Annotated in this window: 23 protein-coding genes; 11 read left to right on the top strand and 12 right to left on the bottom strand. The window is 63.5% G+C overall.

The window, feature by feature from the left end; genetic code table 11:
- Nucleotides 1-141: 141 nt before the first annotated feature.
- Both FJ428_RS17070 and FJ428_RS17065 read left to right on the top strand, forming a co-directional pair.
- Complete coding sequence (locus FJ428_RS17070; RefSeq protein ID WP_140516622.1) at nt 142-936, top strand: GH25 family lysozyme; 795 nt, start codon at nt 142-144, stop codon at nt 934-936.
- Between the two features lie 185 nt (nt 937-1,121).
- Nucleotides 1,122-2,300 (top strand): lytic murein transglycosylase, encoded by a 1,179-nt coding sequence (locus FJ428_RS17065; protein WP_140761227.1) that lies wholly within the window; start codon nt 1,122-1,124, stop codon nt 2,298-2,300.
- A 64-nt stretch (nt 2,301-2,364) separates the two neighbouring features.
- Here the strand turns inward: FJ428_RS17065 and FJ428_RS17060 are convergent, their stop codons facing one another.
- Nucleotides 2,365-3,585, bottom strand: coding sequence for an alanine racemase (locus FJ428_RS17060; RefSeq protein ID WP_140879851.1), 1,221 nt, complete (start codon nt 3,583-3,585; stop codon nt 2,365-2,367).
- A 207-nt stretch (nt 3,586-3,792) separates the two neighbouring features.
- On the opposite strand from FJ428_RS17060, the gene FJ428_RS17055 reads away from it, so the two are divergent.
- Complete coding sequence (locus FJ428_RS17055) at nt 3,793-4,722, top strand: DMT family transporter (protein ID WP_140879850.1); 930 nt, start codon at nt 3,793-3,795, stop codon at nt 4,720-4,722.
- 372 nt (nt 4,723-5,094) lie between these two features.
- Here the strand turns inward: FJ428_RS17055 and metF are convergent, their stop codons facing one another.
- Nucleotides 5,095-6,012: a methylenetetrahydrofolate reductase [NAD(P)H] gene (gene metF, locus FJ428_RS17050; protein WP_140495168.1), complete on the bottom strand. Its 918-nt coding sequence runs from the start codon at nt 6,010-6,012 to the stop codon at nt 5,095-5,097.
- Entirely contained in the window at nt 6,012-7,034 is a 1,023-nt protein-coding gene (locus FJ428_RS17045; protein ID WP_140879849.1) for a metalloregulator ArsR/SmtB family transcription factor, read from the bottom strand. The genes metF and FJ428_RS17045 overlap by 1 nt, the downstream gene beginning before the upstream one ends.
- A 179-nt stretch (nt 7,035-7,213) precedes the next feature.
- Here FJ428_RS17045 and tsaA point away from each other — a divergent pair, with 179 nt between their 5' ends.
- From tsaA to FJ428_RS17025, 4 genes are all read left to right on the top strand, one after another.
- Entirely contained in the window at nt 7,214-7,735 is a 522-nt protein-coding gene (gene tsaA / locus FJ428_RS17040) for a tRNA (N6-threonylcarbamoyladenosine(37)-N6)-methyltransferase TrmO (protein WP_140516630.1), read from the top strand.
- A complete protein-coding gene (locus FJ428_RS17035) occupies nt 7,735-8,049 on the top strand; it encodes a DUF2293 domain-containing protein (protein ID WP_140495859.1) in 315 nt (104 codons plus the stop codon). The genes tsaA and FJ428_RS17035 overlap by 1 nt, the downstream gene beginning before the upstream one ends.
- A gap of 131 nt (nt 8,050-8,180) precedes the next feature.
- Complete coding sequence (locus FJ428_RS17030; protein WP_140879848.1) at nt 8,181-9,137, top strand: aminotransferase class IV; 957 nt, start codon at nt 8,181-8,183, stop codon at nt 9,135-9,137.
- 135 nt (nt 9,138-9,272) lie between these two features.
- Nucleotides 9,273-10,112: an SDR family oxidoreductase gene (locus FJ428_RS17025; RefSeq protein ID WP_140879847.1), complete on the top strand. Its 840-nt coding sequence runs from the start codon at nt 9,273-9,275 to the stop codon at nt 10,110-10,112.
- A gap of 45 nt (nt 10,113-10,157) precedes the next feature.
- Here FJ428_RS17025 and FJ428_RS17020 read toward each other — a convergent pair whose 3' ends face one another.
- Nucleotides 10,158-10,784: an MOSC domain-containing protein gene (locus FJ428_RS17020; RefSeq protein ID WP_140559511.1), complete on the bottom strand. Its 627-nt coding sequence runs from the start codon at nt 10,782-10,784 to the stop codon at nt 10,158-10,160.
- A gap of 180 nt (nt 10,785-10,964) precedes the next feature.
- Here FJ428_RS17020 and FJ428_RS17015 point away from each other — a divergent pair, with 180 nt between their 5' ends.
- Nucleotides 10,965-11,531 carry an isoprenylcysteine carboxylmethyltransferase family protein gene (locus FJ428_RS17015; protein WP_140495156.1) on the top strand — a complete coding sequence of 189 codons (567 nt, stop codon included), beginning with the start codon at nt 10,965-10,967 and terminating at the stop codon, nt 11,529-11,531.
- Between the two features lie 15 nt (nt 11,532-11,546).
- Here FJ428_RS17015 and FJ428_RS17010 read toward each other — a convergent pair whose 3' ends face one another.
- The 4 genes from FJ428_RS17010 to FJ428_RS16995 all read right to left on the bottom strand — a co-directional run bounded on the left by FJ428_RS17010 (nt 11,547) and on the right by FJ428_RS16995 (nt 16,618).
- On the bottom strand, nt 11,547-12,668 hold the full coding sequence (locus tag FJ428_RS17010) for a beta-ketoacyl-ACP synthase III (protein ID WP_140521227.1): 1,122 nt from the start codon (nt 12,666-12,668) through the stop codon (nt 11,547-11,549).
- 221 nt (nt 12,669-12,889) lie between these two features.
- On the bottom strand, nt 12,890-13,672 hold the full coding sequence (tam, locus tag FJ428_RS17005) for a trans-aconitate 2-methyltransferase (protein ID WP_224671090.1): 783 nt from the start codon (nt 13,670-13,672) through the stop codon (nt 12,890-12,892).
- Between the two features lie 115 nt (nt 13,673-13,787).
- The gene (gene ettA / locus FJ428_RS17000; RefSeq protein ID WP_140495150.1) at nt 13,788-15,437 is read right to left on the bottom strand and encodes an energy-dependent translational throttle protein EttA; all 1,650 of its coding nucleotides are present in this window, start codon (nt 15,435-15,437) and stop codon (nt 13,788-13,790) included.
- Between the two features lie 173 nt (nt 15,438-15,610).
- Nucleotides 15,611-16,618 carry a ribonuclease gene (locus FJ428_RS16995; RefSeq protein WP_140623110.1) on the bottom strand — a complete coding sequence of 336 codons (1,008 nt, stop codon included), beginning with the start codon at nt 16,616-16,618 and terminating at the stop codon, nt 15,611-15,613.
- 187 nt (nt 16,619-16,805) lie between these two features.
- On the opposite strand from FJ428_RS16995, the gene FJ428_RS16990 reads away from it, so the two are divergent.
- From FJ428_RS16990 to FJ428_RS16980, 3 genes are all read left to right on the top strand, one after another.
- Nucleotides 16,806-17,738: an alpha/beta hydrolase gene (locus tag FJ428_RS16990; RefSeq protein ID WP_140672409.1), complete on the top strand. Its 933-nt coding sequence runs from the start codon at nt 16,806-16,808 to the stop codon at nt 17,736-17,738.
- 80 nt (nt 17,739-17,818) lie between these two features.
- Nucleotides 17,819-18,991 (top strand): CaiB/BaiF CoA-transferase family protein, encoded by a 1,173-nt coding sequence (locus FJ428_RS16985; RefSeq protein WP_140664775.1) that lies wholly within the window; start codon nt 17,819-17,821, stop codon nt 18,989-18,991.
- A complete protein-coding gene (locus FJ428_RS16980; protein ID WP_140879846.1) occupies nt 18,988-20,637 on the top strand; it encodes a thiamine pyrophosphate-binding protein in 1,650 nt (549 codons plus the stop codon). The genes FJ428_RS16985 and FJ428_RS16980 overlap by 4 nt, the downstream gene beginning before the upstream one ends.
- A gap of 87 nt (nt 20,638-20,724) precedes the next feature.
- Here FJ428_RS16980 and FJ428_RS16975 read toward each other — a convergent pair whose 3' ends face one another.
- From FJ428_RS16975 to FJ428_RS16960, 4 genes are all read right to left on the bottom strand, one after another.
- The gene (locus FJ428_RS16975; RefSeq protein ID WP_140557483.1) at nt 20,725-21,174 is read right to left on the bottom strand and encodes a CHRD domain-containing protein; all 450 of its coding nucleotides are present in this window, start codon (nt 21,172-21,174) and stop codon (nt 20,725-20,727) included.
- 184 nt (nt 21,175-21,358) lie between these two features.
- Entirely contained in the window at nt 21,359-22,330 is a 972-nt protein-coding gene (locus FJ428_RS16970) for an ABC transporter substrate-binding protein (protein ID WP_140495139.1), read from the bottom strand.
- A gap of 37 nt (nt 22,331-22,367) precedes the next feature.
- A complete protein-coding gene (locus tag FJ428_RS16965) occupies nt 22,368-23,522 on the bottom strand; it encodes an ABC transporter permease (RefSeq protein ID WP_140580026.1) in 1,155 nt (384 codons plus the stop codon).
- On the bottom strand, nt 23,519-24,397 hold the full coding sequence (locus FJ428_RS16960) for an ABC transporter permease (protein WP_140516658.1): 879 nt from the start codon (nt 24,395-24,397) through the stop codon (nt 23,519-23,521). The genes FJ428_RS16965 and FJ428_RS16960 overlap by 4 nt, the downstream gene beginning before the upstream one ends.
- Nucleotides 24,398-24,521: the final 124 nt, after the last annotated feature.

Genomic DNA, 24,521 nt, shown 5'->3' with positions numbered 1-24,521 from the left:
CAAAGCGCGCCGAAACAATGCGCGTTTTGGCGATATACCGGGCGATGCTGTGGGGCGATCGTCCGGCGGGGGCCAGACCAAGCGCCGGCCATCAGTGCACAGACCCATCAGCGACCGGCTGCAACCGGCTCGGGAGTTGTGATGCGCCGTCTCGCGGCCCTTTTCATGCTGACGCTGCTCGGCGCATGCTCGACCGTGGAGGATCTGTCGCCACTGTCGCCATCCAGCACCCCTTCGGTTGCGGTGCGCGCGCCCCGCTTCGCCGATTCCAAGCCGCATGAATGGGACAGCGGCGCGCCCTGGAATTACGCAGTTCACGGCACCGACGTCTCAAAATACCAGACCTCGGTCGACTGGCCGACCGCCAAGGCCAGCGGTATTTCCTTCGCTTTCATCAAGGCGACGGAGGGCGGCGACCGTTTCGATGATTATTTCAACGAGCATTGGGCGCGCACCAAAGCCGCCGGCGTTCCTCGTGCCGCCTATCATTTCTTCTATTTCTGCACTCCGGCGGCGGTACAGGCGCGCTGGTTCATCCGCAACGTCCCCGTCGACCGTTCGGCCATGCCGCCGGTGCTGGACATGGAATGGAACCCGAAATCGCCGACCTGCAGGCTGCGCCCCGACCCGGCCACCGTGCGCGCGGAGATGACCACCTTCCTCGAAATCGTCGAGCGGCATTACGGCAAGAAGCCGATCATCTACACGTCGGTAGACTTCTTTGAAGACAACGAGCTGTCGACCTTCCGCGGTTATCCCTACTGGCTACGCTCCGTCGCCGGCCACCCGCGTCAGAAATATGGCAGCCACCCCTTCACCTTCTGGCAGTATACGGGAACCGGCATCGTTCCCGGCATGATCGGCAAGTCCGATATAAACGTCTTCAACGGCAGCCAAGCCGCCTGGGACAAATGGTTGAGGCAGAACACCCGTTGACACCGTGTCAACGGGTGCCAAGCCGCCCGGAGGAAGGGTTGCTGCAGAACACCCGTTGACACCGGGCCTGCCGCCTGCTTTCGACACGGCCGGCGGCCAAGAGTGCAACCGCCGGTATTCCGGGGCGACGCGCATCCAGATGGACAGCAAGGCCGCCCGGGAATCCTGATGTCGAAAGGAAGTCTATGCGACTGCGTCCCCAAGCCCTCGCGGTGCTGTTCCTGTGCGCCACGGCCTTGCCGGCGATGGCGCAGGAATGTGGCGGCGACTTCGAAACCTGGAAGCAGGGCGTGGCAGCGGAAGCCAAGGCGGCGGGTGTCGGCCCTGTCGGCCTCGAAGCGCTCGAGGATGCCAGCTTCGACGAGAGGGCCCTGGCGCGCGACCGTGCGCAGGGCGTCTTCACCCAGACCTTCATCGAGTTCTCCAACCGGATGATCTCGGCCTACCGGCTGAAGCAGGGCGCGGCGAACATGAAGAAATATGCCGATATCTTCGCCCGCGCCGACCAGCAGTTCGGCGTCCAGGCGCCGGTCATCACCGCTTTCTGGGCGCTGGAGACCGATTTCGGCGCCGTGCAGGGCGATTTCCATACGCTCAGCGCGCTGGTGACGCTTTCCCATGATTGCCGCCGCCCGCAACTGTTCCGGCAGCAGCTGGTGCCGTTACTGGAATTGATCGACCATGGCGTGCTGCCGGCCGACGTCAACGGCGCCTGGGCTGGCGAGATCGGCCAGACGCAGATCCTGCCTTCGGATTATCTTGCCCGCGGCGTCGATGGCGACGGTGACGGCAAGATCGACCTGCGGGGCAGCGTGCCGGACGTGATTATGACCACGGCCAACAAGGTGCTGTCGCGCGGCTGGAAGCGCGACGAGCCCTGGATCCAGGAAGTGCGCGTGCCCGACGAGATGCCTTGGGACCAGACGGGCCGCACCAACAAATTGCCGCTGACGCAATGGGCGCAGTGGGGCGTCACCAATCCCGACGGCTCGCCGCTGGTCGACAAGGGCCTGAAGGCCGGGCTGGCGCTGCCCATGGGCCGCAAGGGCCCGGCCTTCCTCACCTACGACAATTTCGACGTCTATCTCGAATGGAACCAGTCCTTCACCTACGCGCTGACCGCGGCCAATCTTGCCGCGCGGCTTGCCGGCGCGCCACCGATCGACCCGCGCAATCCTGAACCAGGCCTCAACAACGAGCAGATGAAGGCTTTGCAGACCAAGCTGGAAGCCAAGGGCTACGATGTTGGCACGGTCGACGGGATCCTGGGCACCAACACCCGCGAAGCAATCCGCAAGGAGCAGACGCGGCTGGGACTGCCCGTGGACGGCTGGCCGACGCCGGAGCTTTTAGCGAAGCTGTGAATAGGGAATGAAGCTGTGAGTAGGGAATAGTGACGGACCCATTTCACTACTCACCACTCACTACTTAATCCGCCATCGTCTCCAGACTCGCCAAACCCACCGGTGCATCGCCCTCGTCGAAGGACGTCGCCACCTCGACGAAAGTGTCGGGATAGAAGCCGTTGAAACGGGTTCTCAGCGACAGCGAATAGGCGCCGATGTGGCCGATCTCGATCCAGTCGCCGGTGTCGACAGTTTCCGGCAGCCAGAACGGCCGCGACAATATGTCGACGGAATCGCAGGTCGCGCCGCAGACCTTGAACGGCACGATGGTTTTCTCGTCGCCATTACGCGTGCGGATCGCCGGATCGGGAATGAAGCGTGCCGGCAGCGTGATCTTGCCGGTCCATGAATCCGACAGCGACGCCCAGATGCCGTCATTGATGTAGAGCCGCTTGCCCTTGCGCAACAGCACCCGCACGATCAGCGACAGGCAGCGCGCCACGATCACCCGGCCGGGCTCGGCCACCAGCGGCATCTGGTCGAACTGGTATTCCTTGAGGTCTCCAGAAAGCCGCGACATGATTTGGCCGAGCGACGGCATCGCGACTTGCTTGCGGTTGGGATCATGCCCGTATTCGGCCGGAAAACCGCCGCCGACATCGAGACCGGCCAGGTCGAAGGTCAGCCGGTTGCGCACCCAGTCGGCGGAAGCCAATGCCCTTTCGTAGGTGTCGGGGTCCTCGATCTGGCTGCCGACATGGAAGCACAGGCCGACCTTGTAGCCGGTGCGGTTCAGCCGTTCGGCGAGCTCGACCGCATAGGCCGGGCCGGCGCCGAACTTCTTCGACAGCTCGTAGGCCGCATGGCCCTTGGTCTGCACTCGAACGAACACGCTGATTGCGCCCGGGTCAATGTCGAGTGCCCTGACCACCCGCGTCAGTTTGGTGATCTCGTCTTCGTGGTCGAGCGCAATGACGCGGATGCCGTATTTCTCCAGCGCCAGCTTGATGTCCGACTGCGCCTTGACGGGATGCATGTAGAGCATCTCGGCATCGGCCGAGACCGCGCGCATGGCGGCGAACTCGCCGGGCGAGGCCACGTCGAAGGCGGAGACACCGGCCTCGACCAGCGTCTTCAGCACGATCTGCTCGCCATTGGTCTTGACCGCATAGGCCGTCTTGCCGGGGAACATGCCCATGAACTGCAAGGCATCGGCCTTCAGCACCTGCGGGCGGAAGCAGTAGACCGGATCGTCCGGGCGAAGCGCCAGTGCCGCCTCGCGGGCATTCTCGAATCGCTGCATGGACGAATCCTTGACCTAGCCTGCGCACAATTAATCCAAGCTAGCGGCCAATGAAAACAATTCTGTGTCTCTTGCGCCTGGCGGCAGGGCGCTAGGCTTGTCAGGGGAGACAGGCCATCGGGCAGGTTTCGGGTGGTTCTTGCCTGCGAACCCGATATGGCTTCTGTCTGGCTGCCTGCATTCGGCCGTCCGGGGAGGACGCATCACATGGCAATAGCCGCGACATCAGCACCGCGCGGACCGATGGCGCTCAAGGACTGGGCGCAGCTTCTGCTGCTCGGCGCGATCTGGGGCGGCTCCTTTTTCTTCGCCCGCATTGCCGTGGCGGAGCTTCACCCGCTGGTGCTGGTATTGTTTCGCGTCGCCATCGCGGCACTCGCTTTACAGCTCTATCTCTTCCTGCGCGGCCCATCCTTCCGCCTTGCCCTTCCTCATGCAGGACTGTTCTTCCTGCTGGCCTTCACCAACAACGTCGTGCCTTTTTCGCTGATCTTCGCCGGCCAGACTGGGCTTGGCGCCGGCGTCGCCTCGGTGCTCAATGCGACCACGCCGTTCTGGACGCTGATCCTCGCCAACGCCCTGACATCGGACGAGAAGCTCTCCTGGAACAAGCTGGCCGGCATTGCGCTTGGCGTCGCCGGCACGGCTGTGATGATCGGCCCCGGCCTGGTTGCCGGCCTCGGCGGCCCGGTCTGGGCCAAATTCGCGCTGATCGGAGCATCGTTGTCCTACGGCGTCGCACTGATGGTCGCCCGTCGCTTCAAGGGCGTGCCCTCGCCGGTCATTGCCACCGGGCAGCTGACCGCCTCGACCATCATCATGATCCCGGTGGTGCTGCTTGCGCACGGTCCCGCGGGCCTGTTCTCGGCCTCGCCGCCGGTCTGGGCGGCGGTGCTGGCGCTGGCGCTGCTGTCCACCGCCTTCGCCTATATCCTCTATTTCAACCTCGTCGCCTCGGCCGGCGCCACCAACGCCTCCCTGGTGACGCTGATCGTGCCGGTGAGTGCCATGCTGCTCGGTTTCCTGTTCCTCGGCGAGCGGCTGGAATTGTTCGAAATCGGCGGCATGATGCTGATCGGTCTCGGCCTGGTGACCATAGACGGGCGCCTGTTCATCCGCAGGGTAGCGCTGCCATGACATGCCAACGACACGAAGCCGCCATAATTTATTCACAGGTTCGTATCTGGTTTTTGCCTAGAAGTTTCAACGCCTAACGGCGAAAACGAGGTCGCAAACTCCACAATCGCGTCGCAATGCAGCACATTTTCCGCTTGCCTGTGGCACAAATGACCCTAGACTCCGGCCATAGCTCTTTAAGAGGAGGCTATGTCATGGGACTTACGAGGCCAATCAACGCATTGATGATCTGTGCTGCGTTTGCATTCATCGGCGCCCTCATTATAGGCGTTCTTCCCTGAACCCGCCAAAAACGGGGAAGACCAGCACCCAATAATCAACCAGTTTGAAAGGCCGGGTTTTTACCCGGCCTTTCTGCAACTCAAGCCCGGTTCAGGCGGCTGCGGAGCCAGCCACTTCCGCCTCATGCGAGCGGATGCCGATCATGTGGCAGACGGCAAAGACGAGGTCGGCCCGGTTCATCGTATAGAAGTGGAAATCGCCCACGCCCCGCTCGACCAGGTCCAGCACCTGCTCGGCCGCCACCGCCGACGCGACCAACGCATGCGTCTGCGGATCATTCTGCAGGCCGTCGAAACGTTCGGCCAGCCATGCCGGCACCAGCGCGCCGCAACGTGCCGAGAAATTGGCGACCTGGGTGAAATTGTGCACCGGCAGGATGCCCGGCACGATCGGAATGTAGATGCCGGCTCGACGCGCGCGCTCGACATAGCGCTCGTAGAGATCGTTGTCGAAGAAGAACTGGGTGATCGCCCGCGTCGCGCCATTATCGACCTTGCGCTTCAGCATGTCGATGTCGGTGGCGAAGTCGGGGCTTTCCGGATGCTTTTCCGGATAGGCCGAGACCGAGATGTCGAAATCGCCGGCGCTCTTCAGCGCACCGACCAGCTCGGCGCCATTGGCATAGCCGTCCGGGTGCGGACGATAGGCGGTGCCGACGCCCGCGGCCGGATCACCGCGCAGGGCGACGAACCGCTTCACACCCATGTCGGCGAATTCCTGGATCACCGCATCGACCTGAGGGCGCGGGGCGTCGACGCAGGTCATGTGCGCTGCCGGCGTCAGGCTGGTCTCCTTCAGGATGCGGCCTACGGTGCGTGCCGTGCGCTCCCGAGTCGAACCGCCGGCGCCATAGGTCACCGAGACGAATTTCGGCTTCAGCGGTTCCAGTCGGGTGACCGTGTCCCACAGCCTCGCTTCCATCTCGTCCGACTTTGGCGGGAAGAATTCGAAGGAAACCCTGACCTTGTCGCCAATGTCGGGGCGGCGGGAAAAGCGGAACTGGTTCATCAGGCGATTTCCCCTATCGAACTCACTTTGGTCTGCTGGCTGTCATTGGCAGGATCGGCGATCAGCAGGCGCCGGTCGCGGCCAAGCCAGAGCTTGACCGTGAGCCTGGCCTCGGTGCCGCCGCGCGGCTCGAACTCCTGGGCATCTTCGAGATCAAGGCCCGCTTCGGAGAACCACTCGCCGATCTGCCGGTCGGAAAAGCCGAGGCGCATATGCGCGTGCTCGTCGCGCAGGAATTCCAGGGTATGCGGCGCGAAATCGACGATCACCAGCCGTCCGGAAGGGCGCAGCAGCCGCGCCGCCTCATGGATGGCGCGCGCAGGATCATCGAGATAATGCAGCACCTGATGGATGGTGACGAGATCGAAGGCGTCGCGCTCGACCGGCGGCGAGAAGACGTCGCCCTGCCGCACCTGAGCATTGGAGACGCCGGCCTTGTCGAGGTTGGCGCGCGCGACGGTCAGCATCTCGCGCGACATGTCGATGCCGATGCCGCGCCGGTAGAGCGGCGAGAATATCTCCAAGAGGCGTCCGGTGCCGGTGCCGAGATCGAGCATCGACTGGAACGGCCGCTTGCCGACGAGCTTCATGAGGGCTGCCTCGACCGCACGGTCAGGCACGTGCAGGGAGCGGATATGGTCCCAGCTTGCCGCGTTCTGCGAAAAATACTCCGCCGCGCGGTCCTGCCGCTTGCGCTTGACCGAGGCCAGCCGCTCGAGATCGCGCTCGACCTGCGGATCGGCGCCGCGAATGCCGGCGACCAGCCGCAGCACGAAGTCGCGCGCGGAATCCGTATCCGACAGCCGGAAGAAAGCCCACGACCCCTCCTGGTAACGGCCGATCAGCCCGGCCTCCAGGAGCAGCTTCAGGTGCCGCGACACGCGCGGCTGCGACTGGCCGAGAATCTCGGTAAGATCGGACACGGTGAGATCACCGCGCGACAGCAGCGCCAGTATGCGCAAGCGGCTCGATTCGGCCGCCGCCTTCAATGTGTCCACCATGGTGTCGAGCGCGACATGCATCAGCGTATTCTCTTTGAAAAAGATATAAAGATATGTTTATGTCGATTTTCACAGCCTTGCAAGCGCTATGTCGCTTCCGGACAAGAAAATGCCGCAGGCGTGATTTCTCGGTGCATGTCGCGCCTAAAAATGTGTAGCGGTTTCAGGGCAAGACATGCGTCAACAAAAAGATGGATAAAATGACCGGGCGGCGTGAGATGTTTGAGGTGCGGGAGGGTGAAAAAAGGCTCGAGATCGATCCGGCGCTGATGCCGGCGGATGGCGGCGTCGTCTTCATCGGCCGTATCGCCTCACCATGGACGACGCGCGAAACCTGCCCCAAGAACATGCGCGCGGCGCGCGAGACCGGGCAGCCGGCAGCACTGACGATCGACCCGCCCTACCGCGCCGGCCTGCAAGGGCTGGAGCGCACCAGCCATCTCGTCATCCTGTCGTGGCTCCACCACGCGCCGCGGACTCTGATCGTGCAGAAACCGCGCCATGCGGCTGAAGCAAAAGGCGTATTCGGCCTGCGCTCCCCTGCCCGACCGAACCCGATCGGCCTGCATGTGGCGAAACTGGTTGCGCTCGACCTCGCCACCGGGCGCATCGAGATCGACGCCATCGACGTGCTCGACGGCACCCCGGTGGTCGACATAAAACCCTATTTCGCATCGACCGATGCCTTTGCCGAGGCGACCATCGAAGGGCGCGACGAATGATGAAGGCGCCGACCGGCCGTCGGCGCGCCGTCGCCAAGGCGTTGACCGCGCTTCTGCCGCTGGCGCCCTATGCCGATATGGAGAAGATCCGAGCGGATGCCGGCTCCGTCCACATGAAGACCTTGCCGCCGACCATTGCCGTGTGGCTGGCGACGGTTGCCCATATCCGCCACGCCCATACCGACTACGAAAAGCTGCTCGCCGAAGGTTATGACCGCGACTCGGCGCGTTTCTTCGTCATCGAGCAGACCAATGTCGTACTTACCCGCTGGCGCGCCACCCGCCTGCTCGACGCCGACGACGAGGATGATTGAAGCTGTTGCCGGTCCGGCACGGCGCTCGGTAGCATGGCTGGCAGCTTTTCACTTCGAGGACGAACGACGCCGGATGACTGGCTCTATGCCCTCTGCCTGACACCGATAGCCTGTGATGCAAGGAGGTGCCGATGAGCCAGACCGCACAGGATACACGGCCGCTGCCTGTGGTGAGCGACCGCCACGTCGACCCGCATGCTTATCCCGACGGCATCGCCTTCCTCGACGGCCAGTACCTGCCGATGTCGCAGGCCAAGATCTCGGTGCTGGATTGGGGATTCCTGCATTCCGATGCCACTTACGACACGGTGCATGTCTGGAACGGCTGCTTCTTCCGGCTTGACCTGCATCTCGACCGCTTCTTCGGCGGACTGGAGAAATTGCGCATGACGATCCCGTTCGACCGCGATGGCGTGACGGAGATCCTGCACAATTGCGTGGCACTGTCGGGACACAGCGCCGCCTATGTCGAAATGCTGTGCACGCGCGGCGCTTCCCCTACTTTCAGCCGCGATCCGCGCCAGGCGATCAACCGCTTCATGGCGTTTGCCGTGCCGTTCGGCTCGGTCGCCAATCCCGAGCAGTTACAGCGCGGCCTCAATGTCGCCATCAGCGACAAGGTGCGCATTCCGCCGGCCTCGATCGACCCGGCGATCAAGAACTACCACTGGCTCGACCTGGTGCGCGGCCTTTACGATGCCTTTGACCGCGGCGCCGAGACAGCGCTCATTCTCGACTTCAACGGCAATGTCGCCGAAGGTCCGGGCTTCAACGTCTTCTGTGTCAAGGACAACAAGCTCTCGACGCCGGCGATCGGCGTGCTACCCGGCATAACCCGCCGCACTGTCTTCGATCTCTGTGCGCTGGAAGGCCTCTTCGCCACCCCGGCGGACGTCAGTGTCGCGGCATTGCGCGAGGCCGACGAGGTCTTCATCACCTCTACCGCCGGCGGCATCATGCCGGTCACGATGATCGACGGCAGCCCAGTCGCGGACGGCAGGCCCGGCGCAATTACCTGCCGGCTGATGGCGCTCTATTGGGACAAGCATAAGGATCCGGCCTGGTCGAGCGCTGTACGCTACCCCTGACCGATCGCCGCTCCCGTCCAAATAATTCCGCCACCGCCTCTGGAAAGTCGCGGGACGCACCGTATATGGCACAAAGCGGAGAGGCCTCCACTTATCTCTGAAAAAATTCCAGCTTGCATGGGCAAGGACTTCATCATGACAAACAAGGTTTGGTTCATCACCGGATCGTCGAAAGGTTTTGGCCGGGTCTGGGCCGAGGCCGCGCTCGCTCGCGGCGACCGCGTCGCGGCAACCGCCCGCGATGCCGGCACACTCGCCGATCTCGTCGAGAAGTATGGCGACAACATCGCGGCGATAAAGCTCGACGTCACCGACAAGAAAGCCGTCGATGCCGCAATCGCCGGGGCGCACAAGCGCTTTGGCCGGCTCGACGTCGTCATCAACAATGCCGGCTATGGCCATTTCGGCGCCATCGAGGAGGTCAGCGAGCAGGAAGCCCGCGACCAGATCGAAACCAATGTGTTCGGCGCGCTGTGGGTCACCCAGGCCGCCTTGCCGATCATGCGGGCGCAGCGCTCCGGCCACATCATCCAGATCTCTTCGATCGGCGGCGTCAATGCCTTCGCCTCGCTTGGCCTCTACCACGCCTCGAAATGGGCGCTGGAAGCCTTCAGCCAGTCGCTGAGCCTCGAGGTCGCGGAGTTCGGCATCCATGTCACGCTGGTCGAGCCCGGCGGCTTCTCCACCGACTGGGCCGGTCCGTCGGCCAAGGTCTCCAAAGCGCTGGACGCCTATGCGCCCGTCCGCGCTGCCATGGCGGAGCGCCGCAGCCGCGCCGTGGCCGGCGATCCCGAGGCCACCGGACCGGCGATGCTGGCCATCGTCGACGCGGCCGAGCCACCTCTCAGGGTATTCTTCGGCGACGGCGGGCTGCCGATGATCAAGCAGGAATACGCCAACCGCATCGCCACCTGGGAAAAGTGGGACCATGTTTCGGTCATGGCGCAAGGCGCCAACAAGAACCGCAAGGCCTAGTCCGGGTCGCTCAGCCACGCCGTTTCGAGCGGCGTGGCTACCTCGTCAGGCGCGATAAATCCACTGCTCGGGCACCCGCACGGAGATTTCCTCGCCGGACCTGACGATTCCGGGCTTCTCGACCCAGCCTACAAGGCCCCGCAGCCGCTTGGCCACTTTCGGAAAGAGCAGCGCGGTGGCGTCATGGTCCGCCGCCCGGACATGCTCGGCGATCGATTGCCCGGCGACGCGGCATGGTTTGTTCTGGGCATCGATCTTGATCGTCACGCCGCCCTGGAAGAACAGCAGCGAGCCGGATGGCAACATCGAAAGATGCGGCACCCCTTCGATCAGCAAATTGGCGCCGATCCACTCGGGCTTGATCTCCTCTAGGCCCATGCGTTCGGCGACCAGCGCGAGTTCGTCCGCCGCCACCAGCGACAACTGCCTCTCGTTGCGCATCTCGGTGCCGCGCGGATACCAGGGTTCGCGCCCGCCGGAGCGTCGCGCTATCCCGGCATGAAAATCGCCGGCTATGCCGTCGAAGCCCATCTGCAATTTCTCGACCGCCTTGGTTTCGAAATGGTCGAACGGAGCGGCATAGAGCGCCACCGCCCTTGCCGCCAGCTTGCGGCCCGGCACGATGTCGACCGTCAGGTCCGCCGGAAAAAGCTCGAAGTTGGTTTCCTGCATCAGTCTCGTCTAGAGGCCCTGCGCAATGCGGTCCAGTCGAAAGCGCTGATGATCCGATCACGCCGTTTGATGCCGATCACGACTTTCTTACCGGAAACGCCGTTGCGGTCCTCAGCGCGCCGCATTGCCGCCGCGCCGCCGGCATAGACGATGGCGCCAGATCGGGAGGAGGTTCGGGTCATGCAGGTGGGACACGCCGTTGCCGCGCTCTGGTTGTTCTGGCTGGTATCGTGGATCCTTGCCGCTTCATGGGCCGATCCCGTGCGCAAGCGGGCGGATTTCAGGGCGGAGGCGCGATATCGGGTTCTCTGGCTCGCCGGTACCGTCCTGCTGTTCGTTCCGGCGCACGGCTATGTGGGTCGGCTTCGGCTCTGGACACCGACGCTCACCCAAGCCTGGATTTGCGTCGCCCTGATCGCCATCGGCATCGCCTGTGCATGGTGGGCCCGCCTGCATCTCGGCCGGCTGTGGTCCAGCACGGTAACGGCCAAGGCCGATCATCGCATCATCGACACCGGCCCTTACGCGCTTGTCCGTCATCCGATCTATACGGGCCTGCTGCTTTCGATCCTCGCCACCGTGGCCGTCAAGGGCACGGTATGGGGCGTCGCGGGCGCCGCCCTGCTGCTTGTCGGGATCGTCATCAAGGCGAGGCTGGAGGAAAGTTTCCTGCGCGGCGAGCTTGGGCCCGCCTATGACGACTACGCGCGCCGCGTGCCGATGCTCGTTCCCTTTTCGCCGGCCTGAAGCGGCAAGCGCGTCCTACAGCATCCGCAGCAGCGCGCCGCCGATCGAATACCCCGCGCCAAAAGCGCAGATCAGCCCGAAGTCGCCCGCCTTCATGTCGGCATGGTTCTCCGACAGCGCGACGATGGCGCCGGCGCCCGCCGTGTTGCCGAGACGCTCCAGCACCATGGGCGCGCGGTCATGATCGACCTCGTGGCCGAATGAGAGTTTCAGGATCATGGCGTTCATGCGCGCATTGGCCTGGTGCAGCCAGAAGCGTCGCACCGCCTGCGGCGTCAGGCCGTGCTCGGCCAGGAACTCCACGATGAATTTGTGCCCGGCGACGGTGACTTCCTTGAACACCTTGTTGCCGACCTGCTTGATCAGATTGCCCTCCAGATCGATCCTGTAGGGATCGTCCTGTGCGGTGCGGGTGTGGTAGCCGAGATTGGTGCGGATGTTGTTCGACATCTGCGTCCAGATGCGCGTGTCGAGCACTTCGAAACGTCCCGGCCGTTTCTCGCCGAGTGCCAGCCCTTCGACCACCATCGACACCGAGGCGTCGCCGAAGATGAAATGCGTCTGCCGGTCGCGGAAATTGAGATGGCCGGTGATGATCTCGGGCGTCGTCACCAGGATGCGCTTGTGGGCGCCCGCACGCACGAGATTGACCGCCATGTGAAGTGCCGCCGCGGCGGATGAGCAGCCGAGCCCCATGTCGAAGCCCGCCCCCTTGGTGCCCAGGGCCTGCTGCATCTCGATGGCGATCGCCGGATAGGGCCGCTGGTGGTGCGAGGCCGAGCAGATCACCAAATCGATATCGGACGGCTTCAGCCCGGCATGATCGAGGGCCTTGCGGGCCGAAGCTATGCCGAACTCGGCCTCCAGCGACAGCGCATCGTCCGGCCGCGCCGGAATGCGCGGTGCCATACGGGTCGGGTCGAGTATGCCTTCGCGCTCGATCACATGACGGCTGCGCACGCCCGAGGCGTGGACGATGAAGTCGCTGTCCGATTTCTGCAGCAGCGGCTGGTCCGTGCCCGACCGGCGCGCGTTTTCCGTGTCGACCCAGCTGTTGAAACTGGCGACCAGTTCCTCATTGCTGATCTCAGGCTCGGGGATTTCGACGCCGATACCGCTGATGATGACGCGATGCATGTCCAGTCCGTCCCATCCGCAGGCGTTCAGGGGCTTTGATGTGGGCGTAAGGGAGGCCCGGCGCAACCCTTGTCGCATTGAGCCGGTTTATGCCAGCTTAAACCGGTTCCCGCGTCCCCTCACCATGCGCACAGTTTGGTGTTAGTCTGTGAGTTGTTCCAGCATGCGCCGTCGTCGCGGCTGCACATGAACTGCCCCGGCTCCTCATCGACGTTGGTCGTTCAAGCCCGCTTGGCGACAATGAAAATGCGCGGGAAACGCAACAGCACCTTGCCATTTGCGGTCTTCTTATAGGCCTTGGCGATCTTGGCCGTGTAGCTTTCGAGGAACAGCATCTTCTCGTCCGCATCGAGCGGGTCGACAAAAGGCTTCAAGCCCGTCGACTTCACCCATTCCACGATCGCCCCGGCGTCGGCCAGCGGATGGTTATAGACCGTGTGCCAGATGTCGAGCCGGTCCGAGAGCGGCGACAACAGATCATAATAGAACGACACCGGCGGCAGCGGCGCGCGCGCCGCCCCTTTCAGCTTGGCTGCGAACGGCATTTCGGCGGCAGTCTCGCGCATCAGCCTGTGGGAATCCTCGCCCATATTGTCTGGCATCTGCACGGCGAGCGCGCCGCCGGGCGCAAGAAAACCCATCAGCCGCTGGAAGACATCAGGATGTTCCGGCAGCCACTGGAACACGGCATTGGCGAAGATCACATCGACCGGTTGAGCCGGCGCCCATGTCGAGGCATCGGCAAGGTCGAAGCTGACATTGGGCAGGCGTGCCCTAGCCTTCTCGATCATGTCGGGAGACGTGTCGAAGCCGCTCACCTGTGCATCCGGCCAGCGCGCGACCAGAAGCTCCGTCGAATTGCCCGGCCCGCAGCCTATGTCGACAACCCTGCGGGGGAAGTCGACCGGCACCTGCGCCACCAAGTCGCGCGCAGGACGCGTGCGCTCGTCCTCGAACTTCAAATATTGGGCGGCGGACCAATCGGGCTTTGCTGGGCTGTTCAACGGTAAGACCTCGCGGCGGTTGCCACCTTCCATGACCGGCGCGACAAGCCGGCTATCCCAATTGGATGACGATCCCGTCGTCGCCGACCCGGAACCGCCACTGCAATAACGGCCCTTACCGCGTCAGCCTCTTATGCGTCATGCGGTGCGGGGCCGCCGCCTCCGCGCCCAGGCGGCGAAGCTTGTCCTTCTCATACTCCTCGAAATTGCCTTCGAACCATTCGACATGCGCGTCGCCCTCGAAGGCGAGCATGTGGGTCGCCATGCGATCGAGGAACATGCGGTCGTGGCTGATGATGACAGCGCAGCCGGCATAGGCTTCCAGCGCGTCTTCGAGCGCGCTCAGCGTCTCGGTGTCGAGGTCGTTGGTCGGTTCGTCGAGCAAAAGCACATTGCCGCCGCCTTTGAGCATCTTGGCCAGATGTACGCGGTTGCGTTGGCCGCCCGAAAGGTTGCCGACCTTCTGCTGCTGATCGCCGCCACGGAAGTTGAAGGACGAGCAATAGGCGCGGCTGTTGACCTCGTGCTTGCCAAGCTTGATGACTTCGGCGCCACCGGAGATTTCTTCCCACACCGTCTTGTTCGGGTCCAGCGCGTCACGGCTCTGGTCGACATAGCCGAGCTTGACCGTCTCGCCGATGCGGATCGACCCCGCATCAGGCTTTTCCTGGCCAGTGAAGGTCTTGAACAGCGTCGTCTTGCCGGCGCCGTTCGGGCCGATGACGCCGACAATGCCGCCCGGCGGCAGCCTGAACGACAGGTCCTCGATCAAAAGCTCATCGCCGAAGCCCTTGGTGAGCCCTTCAACCTCGATGACGACATTGCCGAGGCGCTCGCCCGACGGAATGACGATCTGCGTGTCGGTCGGCTTGCGATTCTGCGACTGCTCGACCAGTTCCTCATAGGCCTTGATACGGGCCTTGGACTTGGTCTGGCGCGCCTTCGGCGAGGATTGGATCCACTCACGCTCGCGCCAGATCGACTTCTGGCGGGCGTCGTCCTCGCGGCCTTCCTGGATCAGGCGTTTGGCCTTGGCGTCGAGATATTTGGTGTAGTTGCCCTCGTAAGGGATGCCACGGCCGCGATCGAGCTCGAGGATCCATCCCGTGACGTTGTCGAGGAAGTAGCGGTCGTGGGTGATGATCAGCACCGAGCCCGGATAGTCGCGCAGGTGCTTTTCCAGCCACGCCGTGGTCTCGGCGTCGAGATGGTTGGTCGGCTCGTCGAGCAAAAGCAGGTCGGGCTGTTCCAGGAGCAGCCGGCACAGCGCCACGCGGCGGCGCTCGCCGCCCGACAGATTGGTCACCTCGGAATCGGCCGGCGGGCACTGCAGCGCGTCCATCGCCATCTCGACCTGCTGCTCGAGGTCCCAAAGGTTGAGCCGATCCATCTCGTCCTGGAGCTTGGCCGACTCGTCTGCCGTCTCGTCGGAATAGTTCATCATCAATTCGTTGTAGCGCTCGATGATGGCGGTCTTCCTGCCGACGCCGTCCATGACGTTTTCACGCACGGTCTTGCTGTTGTCGAGCTGCGGCTCCTGCGCCAGGTAGCCGACCGTGGCGCCTTCGGCCAGCCACGCCTCGCCCTGGAACTCCTTGTCGAGCCCGGCCATGATGCGCAGGATGGTCGACTTACCCGAACCGTTAGGACCGAGAATGCCGATCTTGGCGTCCGGGTAGAAGGACAGATGAACGTTATCGAGCACCTTCTTGGTGCCGTAGGCCTTTGACAGGCCTGACATGTGATAGATGAACTGGCGTGCCACGCGCGCTTTCCCTGAAAAACTGACTGATTTGTCGATCTGAATGGAGGTTGGCCGCTATGTAGGCGATGCGGAGCCGAACGGCAATCGCTTTCGCCGCATCGAACCGATCACAGGCCGCACAACAACGGGCGTTGGCGCCCCGGCCTGCCTGCCGGCTGGAATGAGCTCAGGACCTACTGGAACCCGATTGCGTCGACGGTTCCGGTCGGGCAACCGGCCTTGTTGGTCGGCACCGAGGCCAGCAGCAGGTCCTTGAGCGAGCTGTTTGGGCCGATCGGACCGGCAAGGCCAAGCGTCAACTCTCCGATCAGCCGCCGGCCGCTCGACGGATCGATGACGCAGGAGACGCGCACGCGATCGCCGGCGCCGGCGCCAAAGGCCTGGTCGAAGGCGCCGCGGATCTGATCCGCCGTCAGCTTGCCGCCGATGTTCTTGGCGAAGAGATCGCGCACCGCTGAGCCGTTCACCGCACGCATCAGGCCGAGTGCGTCGGAAAAGTACTCCTGCTGGTTCTTGCCGTAGCAGGTGCCGTGCTTGATCCATTCATGCCGCTCCAACTGCGAAGCGGTGCCCGGCATAACCTTGTCGAGTTCCGCGCGCGTGCCGGCGTCCAAATCGACAGGCGGAAGATCCTTCCAGTGCGCCGGACTGTCGTTGGCCTTGTCGCTGGCCGGTACCTGGCAATAGAAGTTCCCGTTCGGCTGAGGCCACAGGCCGTGCAAGGTGAAGTTGCTGGCATCGAATTCATTCGGGTTTTGTGCCTTGCATTCGCTCTTGCTGGACTTGGTCTCGCAAAAAGCCGGCTGCCAGCTCAGCGCGAAGACATATTCGGGTTTTCCTGACGCCGCCGGCTTGCCCGGCCCGCCGGGGGTCGCCGGCAGCGTTGCTGCGCTGCTGCCGGAGAGATGTCCGCAACTGACCTTCACCCAGCGCCGATCCGGATCTGCGCCCGGCACCAGAATGAGATAGTGCGTCGGCGCATCCTTGTTGCCCGCCAGCAGTTGATAGCTCTGTCCGGCATCAGTCGAGACATTGCCGGGATTCTTGCCGTTCTTGATGGCTTGCGTCGCCGGACAGGAGGCGTCGGCAACGAAGGTGCCACTCATCCTGACGTCGGCATGGGCCGCACCCGTTAACGATGCCGCCAACATGGCCAATCCGAAAACAACAGCAATGCGCATGGGGAATCCCTGGATGAAAAAGGTGGGCGACAGACTGAAGCTGTCTCCATGTCAGAATTGCGATATTCCACCGGCCAGATGCAAGAAACATCATCGCGAGAAATCCGGAATGGCGGATTGACGCTGAACCGGCCCCGGCGCAAACAAGGCCGGCGCCACCGAGGCGGGCCAGGGTGGAAATCACTGAATGTCATTCAGCCAGCAGCGCATGGTCCGTTCGCCGACCGGCGCCGACCTCAATCTTCTGGTCCGGCAGGCCGACGGCCATCCGCGCGCCGTCATCCAGATCAATCACGGTCTGGCAGAACATGCGGCGCGCTATGATCGTTTTGCCGATTTCCTGGGCGCGCGCGGCTTTAGCGTCTATGTTCACGATCATCGCGGCCATGGCGCAACGAAGGCGCCCGACGCACCGCTGGGCAGGTTCGCGCATGAGGACGGCCCCGCCAAGGTCATCGCCGATGTCGGCGCCATCCATGATCTCATCGCCGGGGAGCAGCCGGGCCTGCCCGTCATCCTGTTCGGCCATTCGATGGGCGCGTCCGTGGCGCTGAACTTTCTCCTGGCCCATTCGAACCGCGTTCACGCCGCCGCCATCTGGAATGGCAATTTTTCAGCTGGCCTGCTCGGGCAGGTGGCGCTCGGCATCCTTGCATGGGAAAGGATGCGGCTCGGCTCGGACGTCCCATCGCGCCTGCTGCCGAAACTCACCTTCCAGGCCTGGGGCAAGGCGGTGCCCAACCACCGGACCTTGTTCGACTGGCTGTCACGCGACGGGGCCGAGGTCGACAAATACATCGCCGACCCGCTATGCGGCTGGGGCGCCTCAGTGTCGATGTGGCGCGATGTCGTCCAGATGGCGCTCAATGGCGGCAGGGACGCAGCTTTTGCCGGCGTTCGGCGCGACCTGTCCCTCAGCGTCGTGGGGGGCGAAAAAGACCCTGCCTCGGATTATGGCAAAGGGATCATCCAGCTTGCCGGACGCATGCGCAAAATGGGCTTTTCGAATCTCGTTTCAAAGGTTTACAGCGAGACCCGCCACGAAAGCCTGAACGAGGTGAATCGCGACATCGTCATGGACGATTTCGCGGCATGGGCCGAGACGATCCTGACGCGATGAAGCGTTGGCCCATTGCAAGAGCCGTGACAGCGGCAATCTCTGTTGATAAAGGCTTCGGTTCCGACCAATTCTGGTGATTTATGGCTGAGCCCCCGCTGAAAGGCGTCCGCGTCGTCGAACTCGCCCGCATCCTTGCCGGGCCTTGGGCCGGGCAGTTGCTTGCTGATCTCGGCGCCGACGTCATCAAGGTCGAAAGCCCTGACGGCGGCGACGACACCCGCAAATGGGGCCCGCCCTTCGTAATGGGCAAGGATGGCGAGAACCTGTCGGCCGCCTATTACCATTCCTGCAATCGCGGCAAGCGCTCCATCGCCATCGATTTTTCGACACCGGAGGGCGCCGAAACCGTGCGCCGGCTGGTGGCAACGTCTGACGTGCTGATCGAAAACTTCAAGCTTGGCGGCTTGAAGAAATACGGGCTCGACCATGAGAGCCTGCGCAAGATCAATCCGCGCCTCGTTTATTGCTCGATCACCGGCTTCGGCCAGGACGGTCCTTACGCGCCGCGCGCCGGCTACGACTTCATCATCCAGGGCATGGCCGGCATGATGTCGATCACCGGCGAGGCGGGACGCGAGCCGCAGAAGGCCGGCGTCGCCATCTCGGACATCTTCACTGGCCTCTATTCCGTCATCGCCATCCAGGCGGCACTTCGCCACGCCGAAAAAACCGGCGAAGGCCAGCACATCGACATGGCATTGTTCGACACCCAGATCTCGGCGCTCGGCAATCAGAACCTCAACTATCTCGTCTCCGGCAAGTCGCCTGTGCAGATGGGCAACGCGCATATGAACATCGCGCCCTACGAGGTGCTGCCGGTCCGGGACGGTCACATCATCCTGGCGGTCGGCAATGACGGCCAGTTCGCCAGGTTCTGCGCGGTGGTCGGGCTGGACGAATTGCCCGGCAATCCCGATTTCGCCACCAATCCGGCCCGCGTCGCCAACCGGGCGGCGCTACGCGAGCGGATCGTCGAGGCGCTGAAGACCAAGGATCGCGACCCGCTGCTGGCCAAGCTGGAAGCGGCCAGCGTGCCGGCGAGCCCGATCAACACGATCGGACAGATGTTCGCCGACCCGCAGGCGATCGCGCGCGGCATGCGGCTCGATCTCGACGACGGCCATGGCAATCTTCTGCCCTCGGTTCGCGCACCGATGATCATGTCCGAAACACCGCTCGTCTATGAGCGCCCCTCGCCCCGCCTGGGCGAACATACTGACGAAATCCTTGCCGAACTGGAGAGAGCAAAATGAAAACCGGCGGACAATTGATCGTCGACGCGCTCGAGGCCAACGGCACCGACCGTATCTTCTGCGTGCCAGGCGAATCCTACCTCGCGGTGCTCGACGCGCTGCACGATTCGGCGATCCGCACCATCGTCTGCCGCCAGGAGGGTGGCGCCGCCATGATGGCCGACTGCCAAGGCCGCCTGACCGGCAAACCCGGTATCTGCTTCGTCACCCGCGGCCCCGGCGCCACCAATGCCTCCGCCGGCATCCATATCGCCATGCAGGATTCAGTTCCCGTGATCCTGTTCATCGGCCAGGTCGCCAGCCACGCCAAGCAGCGCGAGGCCTTCCAGGAAGTGGACTATGTCAGGTTCTTTGGCGACATCGCAAAATGGGTGGTAGAGATCGACGATGCGTCGCGTATTCCCGAATTCGTCACCCGCGCCTTTGCCGTGGCGACCTCCGGACGCCCAGGTCCCGTCGTCATCTCGCTGCCGGAAGACATGCTGACCAGTGTCGTCGATGCACCGGCCGCGATCGCCTACACCCCGGTCGAGACCAGCCCCGCCGAAGCCGAACTCGACCGGTTCGAGGCGCTGCTCAATGCCGCCAAACGACCGATCGCGATCCTGGGCGGCACACGTTGGGATTTCCAGGCTGTTCAGGAAATCACCCGCATCGCCGAGACGTGGTCGCTACCGGTCGGCTGCTCCTTCCGCCGCCAGATGCTGTTCGATCATCTGCACCCGAACTATGCCGGCGATGTCGGCATCGGCATCAACCCGAAGCTGGCGACAGCAATCAAGCAGGCCGATCTGGTGCTGCTGATCGGCGGCCGCATGGGCGAGATGCCGTCCTCGGACTATACGCTGCTGAAGAGCCCCTACCCTGACCAGACGCTGGTCCATGTCCACCCCGATGCCGGCGAACTAGGCCGCGTCTACCGTCCAACGCTGGCGATAAATGCCTCGCCCGCCGCCTTCGTGCGCGCCTTCGCCAAACGGAAGGGACCGGCATCGCCGGGCTGGGCGGCGGAGACGGCAAAGCTGCATGCCGCCTATCTCGACTGGTCGACGCCGCCGGAAAGCGGTCCGGGCGCCGTCCAGATGGGGCCGATCATGACCTATCTCGAAACGGTGCTGCCCGACGATGCCATCCTGACGAACGGCGCCGGCAACTACGCCACGTGGGTGCACCGCTTCCATCGCTTCCGCCGCTTTGCCACACAGGGCGCGCCGACCTCAGGCTCGATGGGTTACGGAACGCCGGCGGCGGTAGCGGCCAAGGCGCTTTATCCGGATCGCACCGTAGTCGCTTTCGCCGGCGACGGCTGCTTCCTGATGAACGGGCAGGAATTCGCCACCGCCGTACAATACGGGTTGCCGATCATCGTCATCGTCGTCAATAATGGCATCTACGGCACCATCCGCATGCACCAGGAGCGTGAATACCCCGGGCGGGTGGTGGCCACGGACCTCAAGAATCCGGACTTCGCCGCCCTGGCGCGTGCCTATGGTGGCCATGGCGAAACGGTGGAGAAAACCGCCGACTTCGCCCCTGCCTTCGAGCGTGCTCGCGCCAGCGGCAAGCCGGCAATCGTCGAAATCCGGCTCGATCCGGAGGCAATCACCCCGACCCGAACGATGACGCAGATAAGAGACAAGGCCTGAAAGTCGGTTTCCGGCAGGAGAAAGGGCGGCGCTGTCCCGCAAAGCTTTCGCAAGCAAATACGGGCGCGCGCCCCGAGCGACGTCGCGTTACATCGACGCCGCCGCCTTTTCGATCTGACCGCGGATCTCGCCGTCCTTGTTGGCCGCGGTGTGTATGTTGACGTAATATTTGCCGGCTTCCAGATCGGTCACCTGCGTATCGGTCAATGTCGCCGATCCCTTGATCGGGCTCTTGAGTTTTTTGAACGGGATTACGGGGTCCGCATTTTCCCCCTTCGCGGCCGGGCCATGAATATGTGCGGCCGTCGCCGGCCCGCTGAGGCCGGAGTATTTGACGTTCCAACTGAGTTTCTTCTTGGCGGTGTCAAAGGTGAATGTGGCGGTTCCCTTGCCCTTGGTGGTAACGGGTGGGCTCTGCTGGCTGCCATCGAGCGTCGCCTTGAACTTCATCATGTCGGCCAGGGCCGGCGACGCGAACAGGAAAGCGGTCGAAATGGCCAGCGCCGAAAGCGTCGGCAAGACGGTCTGTGTGCGCATGAAGAACCTCCGATTGGCTGTAGCATCCGCCGTGGCTCCCCGCACGCGCATGCCTCCGACGCAACGCTCGGCCGCCCCAATGTATCCAGGCACACGCTTTTGTGATTTGGCCGCATGAAAAAGGGGCGGTCGCCCGCCCCTCCAACATCGTCCATCAAGCCCCGTCACGAGGCCGCTTTGAGGCCTACTTGATCGCCTTGTCGGTGATCGCGGTGGTATAGGCGCCCTTCGGCTCCTTGGTGATGATCTTCTGGTCGAGCAACGCCTTGGCGGTACGCTCATAGGTCGCCGGGTCGAGCTTGCCGTCGGCATTGTCGATGAGCTTGGCGACTTCGCTCATCATACGCTTCTGGTGATTCTCGTCCTGGCCGCCACCATCCATGACGATCTCCGCCGCTTCGTCATTGTTGTCGACGGCGTATTTCCAACCCTTCATCGAGGCGCGCACGAAACGCACCATCTTGTCCTCGAAGGCCGGATCCTTGAGCTTGTCCTCCGAGGCATAAAGCCCGTCCTCGAGCAGGTCGTTGCCCATCGCCGAGTAGTTGAACACGGTGAGCTGCTCCGGCTTGTAGCCGGCGTCGATCAGCTGCCAATATTCATTGTAGGTCATGACCGAGATGCAATCCGCCTGCTTCTGAATCAGCGGCTGCACGTCAAAGCTCTGCTTGAGAACGGTGACGCCGTCCGGGCCGCCATCGGTCTTGAGGCCAAGCTTGTTCATCCAGGCGTAGAACGGATATTCGTTGCCGAAGAACCAGACGCCGAGCGTGTGGCCCTTGAAGTCGGCTTCGGTCTTGATCGGGCCGTCTTTCGGACAGACCAGTTCCATGCCGGCCTTCTTGAACGGCTGGGCGATGTTGACCAGCGGCACGCCCTTTTCGCGGGCTGCCAGCGCGCCGCCCATCCAGTCGACGATGACATCGGCGCCGCCGCCGGCGATCACCTGCTCGGGCGCAATGTCGGGACCGCCCGGCTTGATGTCGACGTCGAGACCCTCGGCCTCGTAGAAGCCCTTCGCCTTGGCGACGTAATAGCCGGCAAACTGGGCCTGCGTGACCCATTTCAGCTGCAACGTCACCTTGTCGGCGGCCATTGCCTGGAACGCGGCCAGCGACATCGCGCCGGCCAGTACAGGAACAATCAGTCTTTTCATTTTTTCCCTCTGGAGTTAGTGCCCAAACCCACCGCCCCTATCCACCACGGACAGAGGGATGCCAAAACGTGACGGCTCTTTCGACAAGAGCGACCACACCATAAAAGACCGAACCCGCAAGGGCTGCAACTGCGATTTCGGCCCAGACCATGTCGATGTTCATCCGTCCGACTTCGGTCGAGATGCGGAAGCCCATGCCGACGACGGGCGTGCCGAAGAACTCGGCGACGATGGCGCCGATCAGCGCCAGCGTCGAGTTGATCTTCAGCGCGTTGAAGATGAAGGGAGCGGCGGCCGGCAGCCTGAGCTTGATAAGCGTCGGCCAGTAGCCCGACGCATAGGTGCGCATCAGGTCGCGCTCCATATGGCCGGACGCGGCCAGACCGGCGACGGTGTTCACCAGCATCGGGAAGAAGGTCATGATGATGACGACAGCCGCCTTGGACTGCCAGTCGAAGCCGAACCACATCACCATGATCGGCGCCACGCCGATGATCGGCAGCGCCGAGACCATGTTGCCGATGGGCAGCAGGCCGCGCCGCAGGAACGGCACCCGGTCGGCGAGAATGGCCGTGACAAAGCCGGCGCCGCTGCCCACGATATAGCCGAAGATAACAGCCTTGAAGATGGTCTGCCGGACATCGGCGCCAAGGATCGGCAGCGAACTGGCGATGCGCGCGCCGATGGCGCTCGGCGGCGGCAACAGGATGAACGGGATGCCGGCGCCACGCGTCACCGCTTCCCAGATGATCAGGATCCAGGCGCCGAAGATGGCGGGGATGATCAGGCGCAGCGCCGTGCGCATCCAGCTTGCGGTGGGGTGCAGTCCCGATAGCACCGCGACGCAGCGCCAGCCAAGCAGCCAGGCGGCCGTGAGCAGCACGAAATACGGCGCCAGTGCCGTGCCTTCGAAACCAGCGATACCTGAGATCAGCAGCCAGGCGACGAGGTGGGCGCCGACGAACAGTACGACCGCTTCCACAAAGCGCGAAATCCTGATCATCGAGACCAGGGCCGTCAGCATGGCAAGGCCAAACATCAGGCCCTTCGTTCCGAGATAGGGATAGTTGGCGCTGGTTGTCGGGTCCGCTAGCGCCGCCGCTTCCGGCTTCGACATGGCGCCGAGTGCGACCGCCATCAGGCACAGCACGATGGCCAGCACAGCCTGCCAGGAAGGCTTCAGCCGGTTCATGCCGGCCTCCCGCCCATGGCGCGGTCGACGAGGCGCCCGGCAATGCCGACCACCATGACCAGCAGCGCGGCCACGATCGAGCCCGCGACAAGCGCCGACCAGATGTCGATGGACTGGCTGTAATAGGCGCCAGCGAGCAGCTTGGCGCCGATGCCGGCGACGGCGCCCGTCGGCAGTTCGCCGACAATGGCGCCGACCAGACTGGCCGCCACCGCCACCTTCATCGAGGTGAACAGGAACGGCACCGAGGCCGGCACGCGCAGCTTCCAGAAGGTCTGTGCACGGCTGGCATTGTAGGTGTGCATCAGGTCGAGATGCATGATCTCGGGCGAGCGCAGGCCTTTCACCATGCCAACCGTCACCGGGAAGAACGACAGATAGGTCGAAATCATCGCCTTCGGGATCAGGCCGGTGATGCCGATCGCCGCCAGCACCACGATGATCATCGGCGCCACCGCCAGGATCGGGATGGTCTGCGAGGCGATGATCCATGGCATCAGGCTGCGGTCGAGCGTCGCCACATGTACGATGCCCACCGCGATGATGATGCCGAGCGCCGTGCCGAAGGCAAAGCCCAGCAGCGTCGAGGACAGCGTCACCCAGGCATTGTAGACCAGGCTGCGGTTCGAAGTGACGTTGCGCAGGAACGTGTTCTCGAAAAAGTTCACCGCCACCTGGTGCGGCGCCGGCAGCGTCGGCTTCGGCTGCGAGAGCGTCTTGCCGATGAACTCGACGGTGCCGGGCGTTTCGTTGGCACGTTGGTCGAGATCGCGCTGGAACGGCGTGTTGAGTATGACGGCGAAGACGTACCAGAGTACGACCATGCCGGCGAGGATGGAGGTTACCGGGATGACCTTTGAGCGGAAGGTGTCCATCTAGCGCCGCCCTTCTCCTCTCCCCACCGGGGAGAGGGTGGCCGGAGCGAAGCGGAGGTCGGGGGCCCTTGCCTTCGTCATCCTAGGGCGAAGCAAGGAGCGAAGCGACGCGGCGCAGACCCTA

Source organism: Mesorhizobium sp. B2-8-1, from assembly GCF_006440955.1.
Taxonomy (GTDB): domain Bacteria; phylum Pseudomonadota; class Alphaproteobacteria; order Rhizobiales; family Rhizobiaceae; genus Mesorhizobium.
Note: the sequence above shows the minus strand (reverse complement) of the source record. Positions and strands in the feature narration are given on the sequence as shown.

Excerpts from the sequence above, each read along its gene's own strand:
- FJ428_RS17070 (WP_140516622.1), top strand. The coding sequence starts at position 142 with ATGCGCCGTCTCGCGGCCCTTTTCATGCTGACGCTGCTCGGCGCATGC.
- FJ428_RS17065 (WP_140761227.1), top strand. The coding sequence starts at position 1,122 with ATGCGACTGCGTCCCCAAGCCCTCGCGGTGCTGTTCCTGTGCGCCACG.
- FJ428_RS17060 (WP_140879851.1), bottom strand. The coding sequence starts at position 3,585 with ATGCAGCGATTCGAGAATGCCCGCGAGGCGGCACTGGCGCTTCGCCCG.
- FJ428_RS17055 (WP_140879850.1), top strand. The coding sequence starts at position 3,793 with ATGGCAATAGCCGCGACATCAGCACCGCGCGGACCGATGGCGCTCAAG.
- metF (WP_140495168.1), bottom strand. The coding sequence starts at position 6,012 with ATGAACCAGTTCCGCTTTTCCCGCCGCCCCGACATTGGCGACAAGGTC.
- FJ428_RS17045 (WP_140879849.1), bottom strand. The coding sequence starts at position 7,034 with ATGCATGTCGCGCTCGACACCATGGTGGACACATTGAAGGCGGCGGCC.
- tsaA (WP_140516630.1), top strand. The coding sequence starts at position 7,214 with ATGACCGGGCGGCGTGAGATGTTTGAGGTGCGGGAGGGTGAAAAAAGG.
- FJ428_RS17035 (WP_140495859.1), top strand. The coding sequence starts at position 7,735 with ATGAAGGCGCCGACCGGCCGTCGGCGCGCCGTCGCCAAGGCGTTGACC.
- FJ428_RS17030 (WP_140879848.1), top strand. The coding sequence starts at position 8,181 with ATGAGCCAGACCGCACAGGATACACGGCCGCTGCCTGTGGTGAGCGAC.
- FJ428_RS17025 (WP_140879847.1), top strand. The coding sequence starts at position 9,273 with ATGACAAACAAGGTTTGGTTCATCACCGGATCGTCGAAAGGTTTTGGC.
- FJ428_RS17020 (WP_140559511.1), bottom strand. The coding sequence starts at position 10,784 with ATGCAGGAAACCAACTTCGAGCTTTTTCCGGCGGACCTGACGGTCGAC.
- FJ428_RS17015 (WP_140495156.1), top strand. The coding sequence starts at position 10,965 with ATGCAGGTGGGACACGCCGTTGCCGCGCTCTGGTTGTTCTGGCTGGTA.
- FJ428_RS17010 (WP_140521227.1), bottom strand. The coding sequence starts at position 12,668 with ATGCATCGCGTCATCATCAGCGGTATCGGCGTCGAAATCCCCGAGCCT.
- FJ428_RS16995 (WP_140623110.1), bottom strand. The coding sequence starts at position 16,618 with ATGCGCATTGCTGTTGTTTTCGGATTGGCCATGTTGGCGGCATCGTTA.
- FJ428_RS16990 (WP_140672409.1), top strand. The coding sequence starts at position 16,806 with ATGTCATTCAGCCAGCAGCGCATGGTCCGTTCGCCGACCGGCGCCGAC.
- FJ428_RS16985 (WP_140664775.1), top strand. The coding sequence starts at position 17,819 with ATGGCTGAGCCCCCGCTGAAAGGCGTCCGCGTCGTCGAACTCGCCCGC.
- FJ428_RS16980 (WP_140879846.1), top strand. The coding sequence starts at position 18,988 with ATGAAAACCGGCGGACAATTGATCGTCGACGCGCTCGAGGCCAACGGC.
- FJ428_RS16975 (WP_140557483.1), bottom strand. The coding sequence starts at position 21,174 with ATGCGCACACAGACCGTCTTGCCGACGCTTTCGGCGCTGGCCATTTCG.
- FJ428_RS16970 (WP_140495139.1), bottom strand. The coding sequence starts at position 22,330 with ATGAAAAGACTGATTGTTCCTGTACTGGCCGGCGCGATGTCGCTGGCC.
- FJ428_RS16965 (WP_140580026.1), bottom strand. The coding sequence starts at position 23,522 with ATGAACCGGCTGAAGCCTTCCTGGCAGGCTGTGCTGGCCATCGTGCTG.
- FJ428_RS16960 (WP_140516658.1), bottom strand. The coding sequence starts at position 24,397 with ATGGACACCTTCCGCTCAAAGGTCATCCCGGTAACCTCCATCCTCGCC.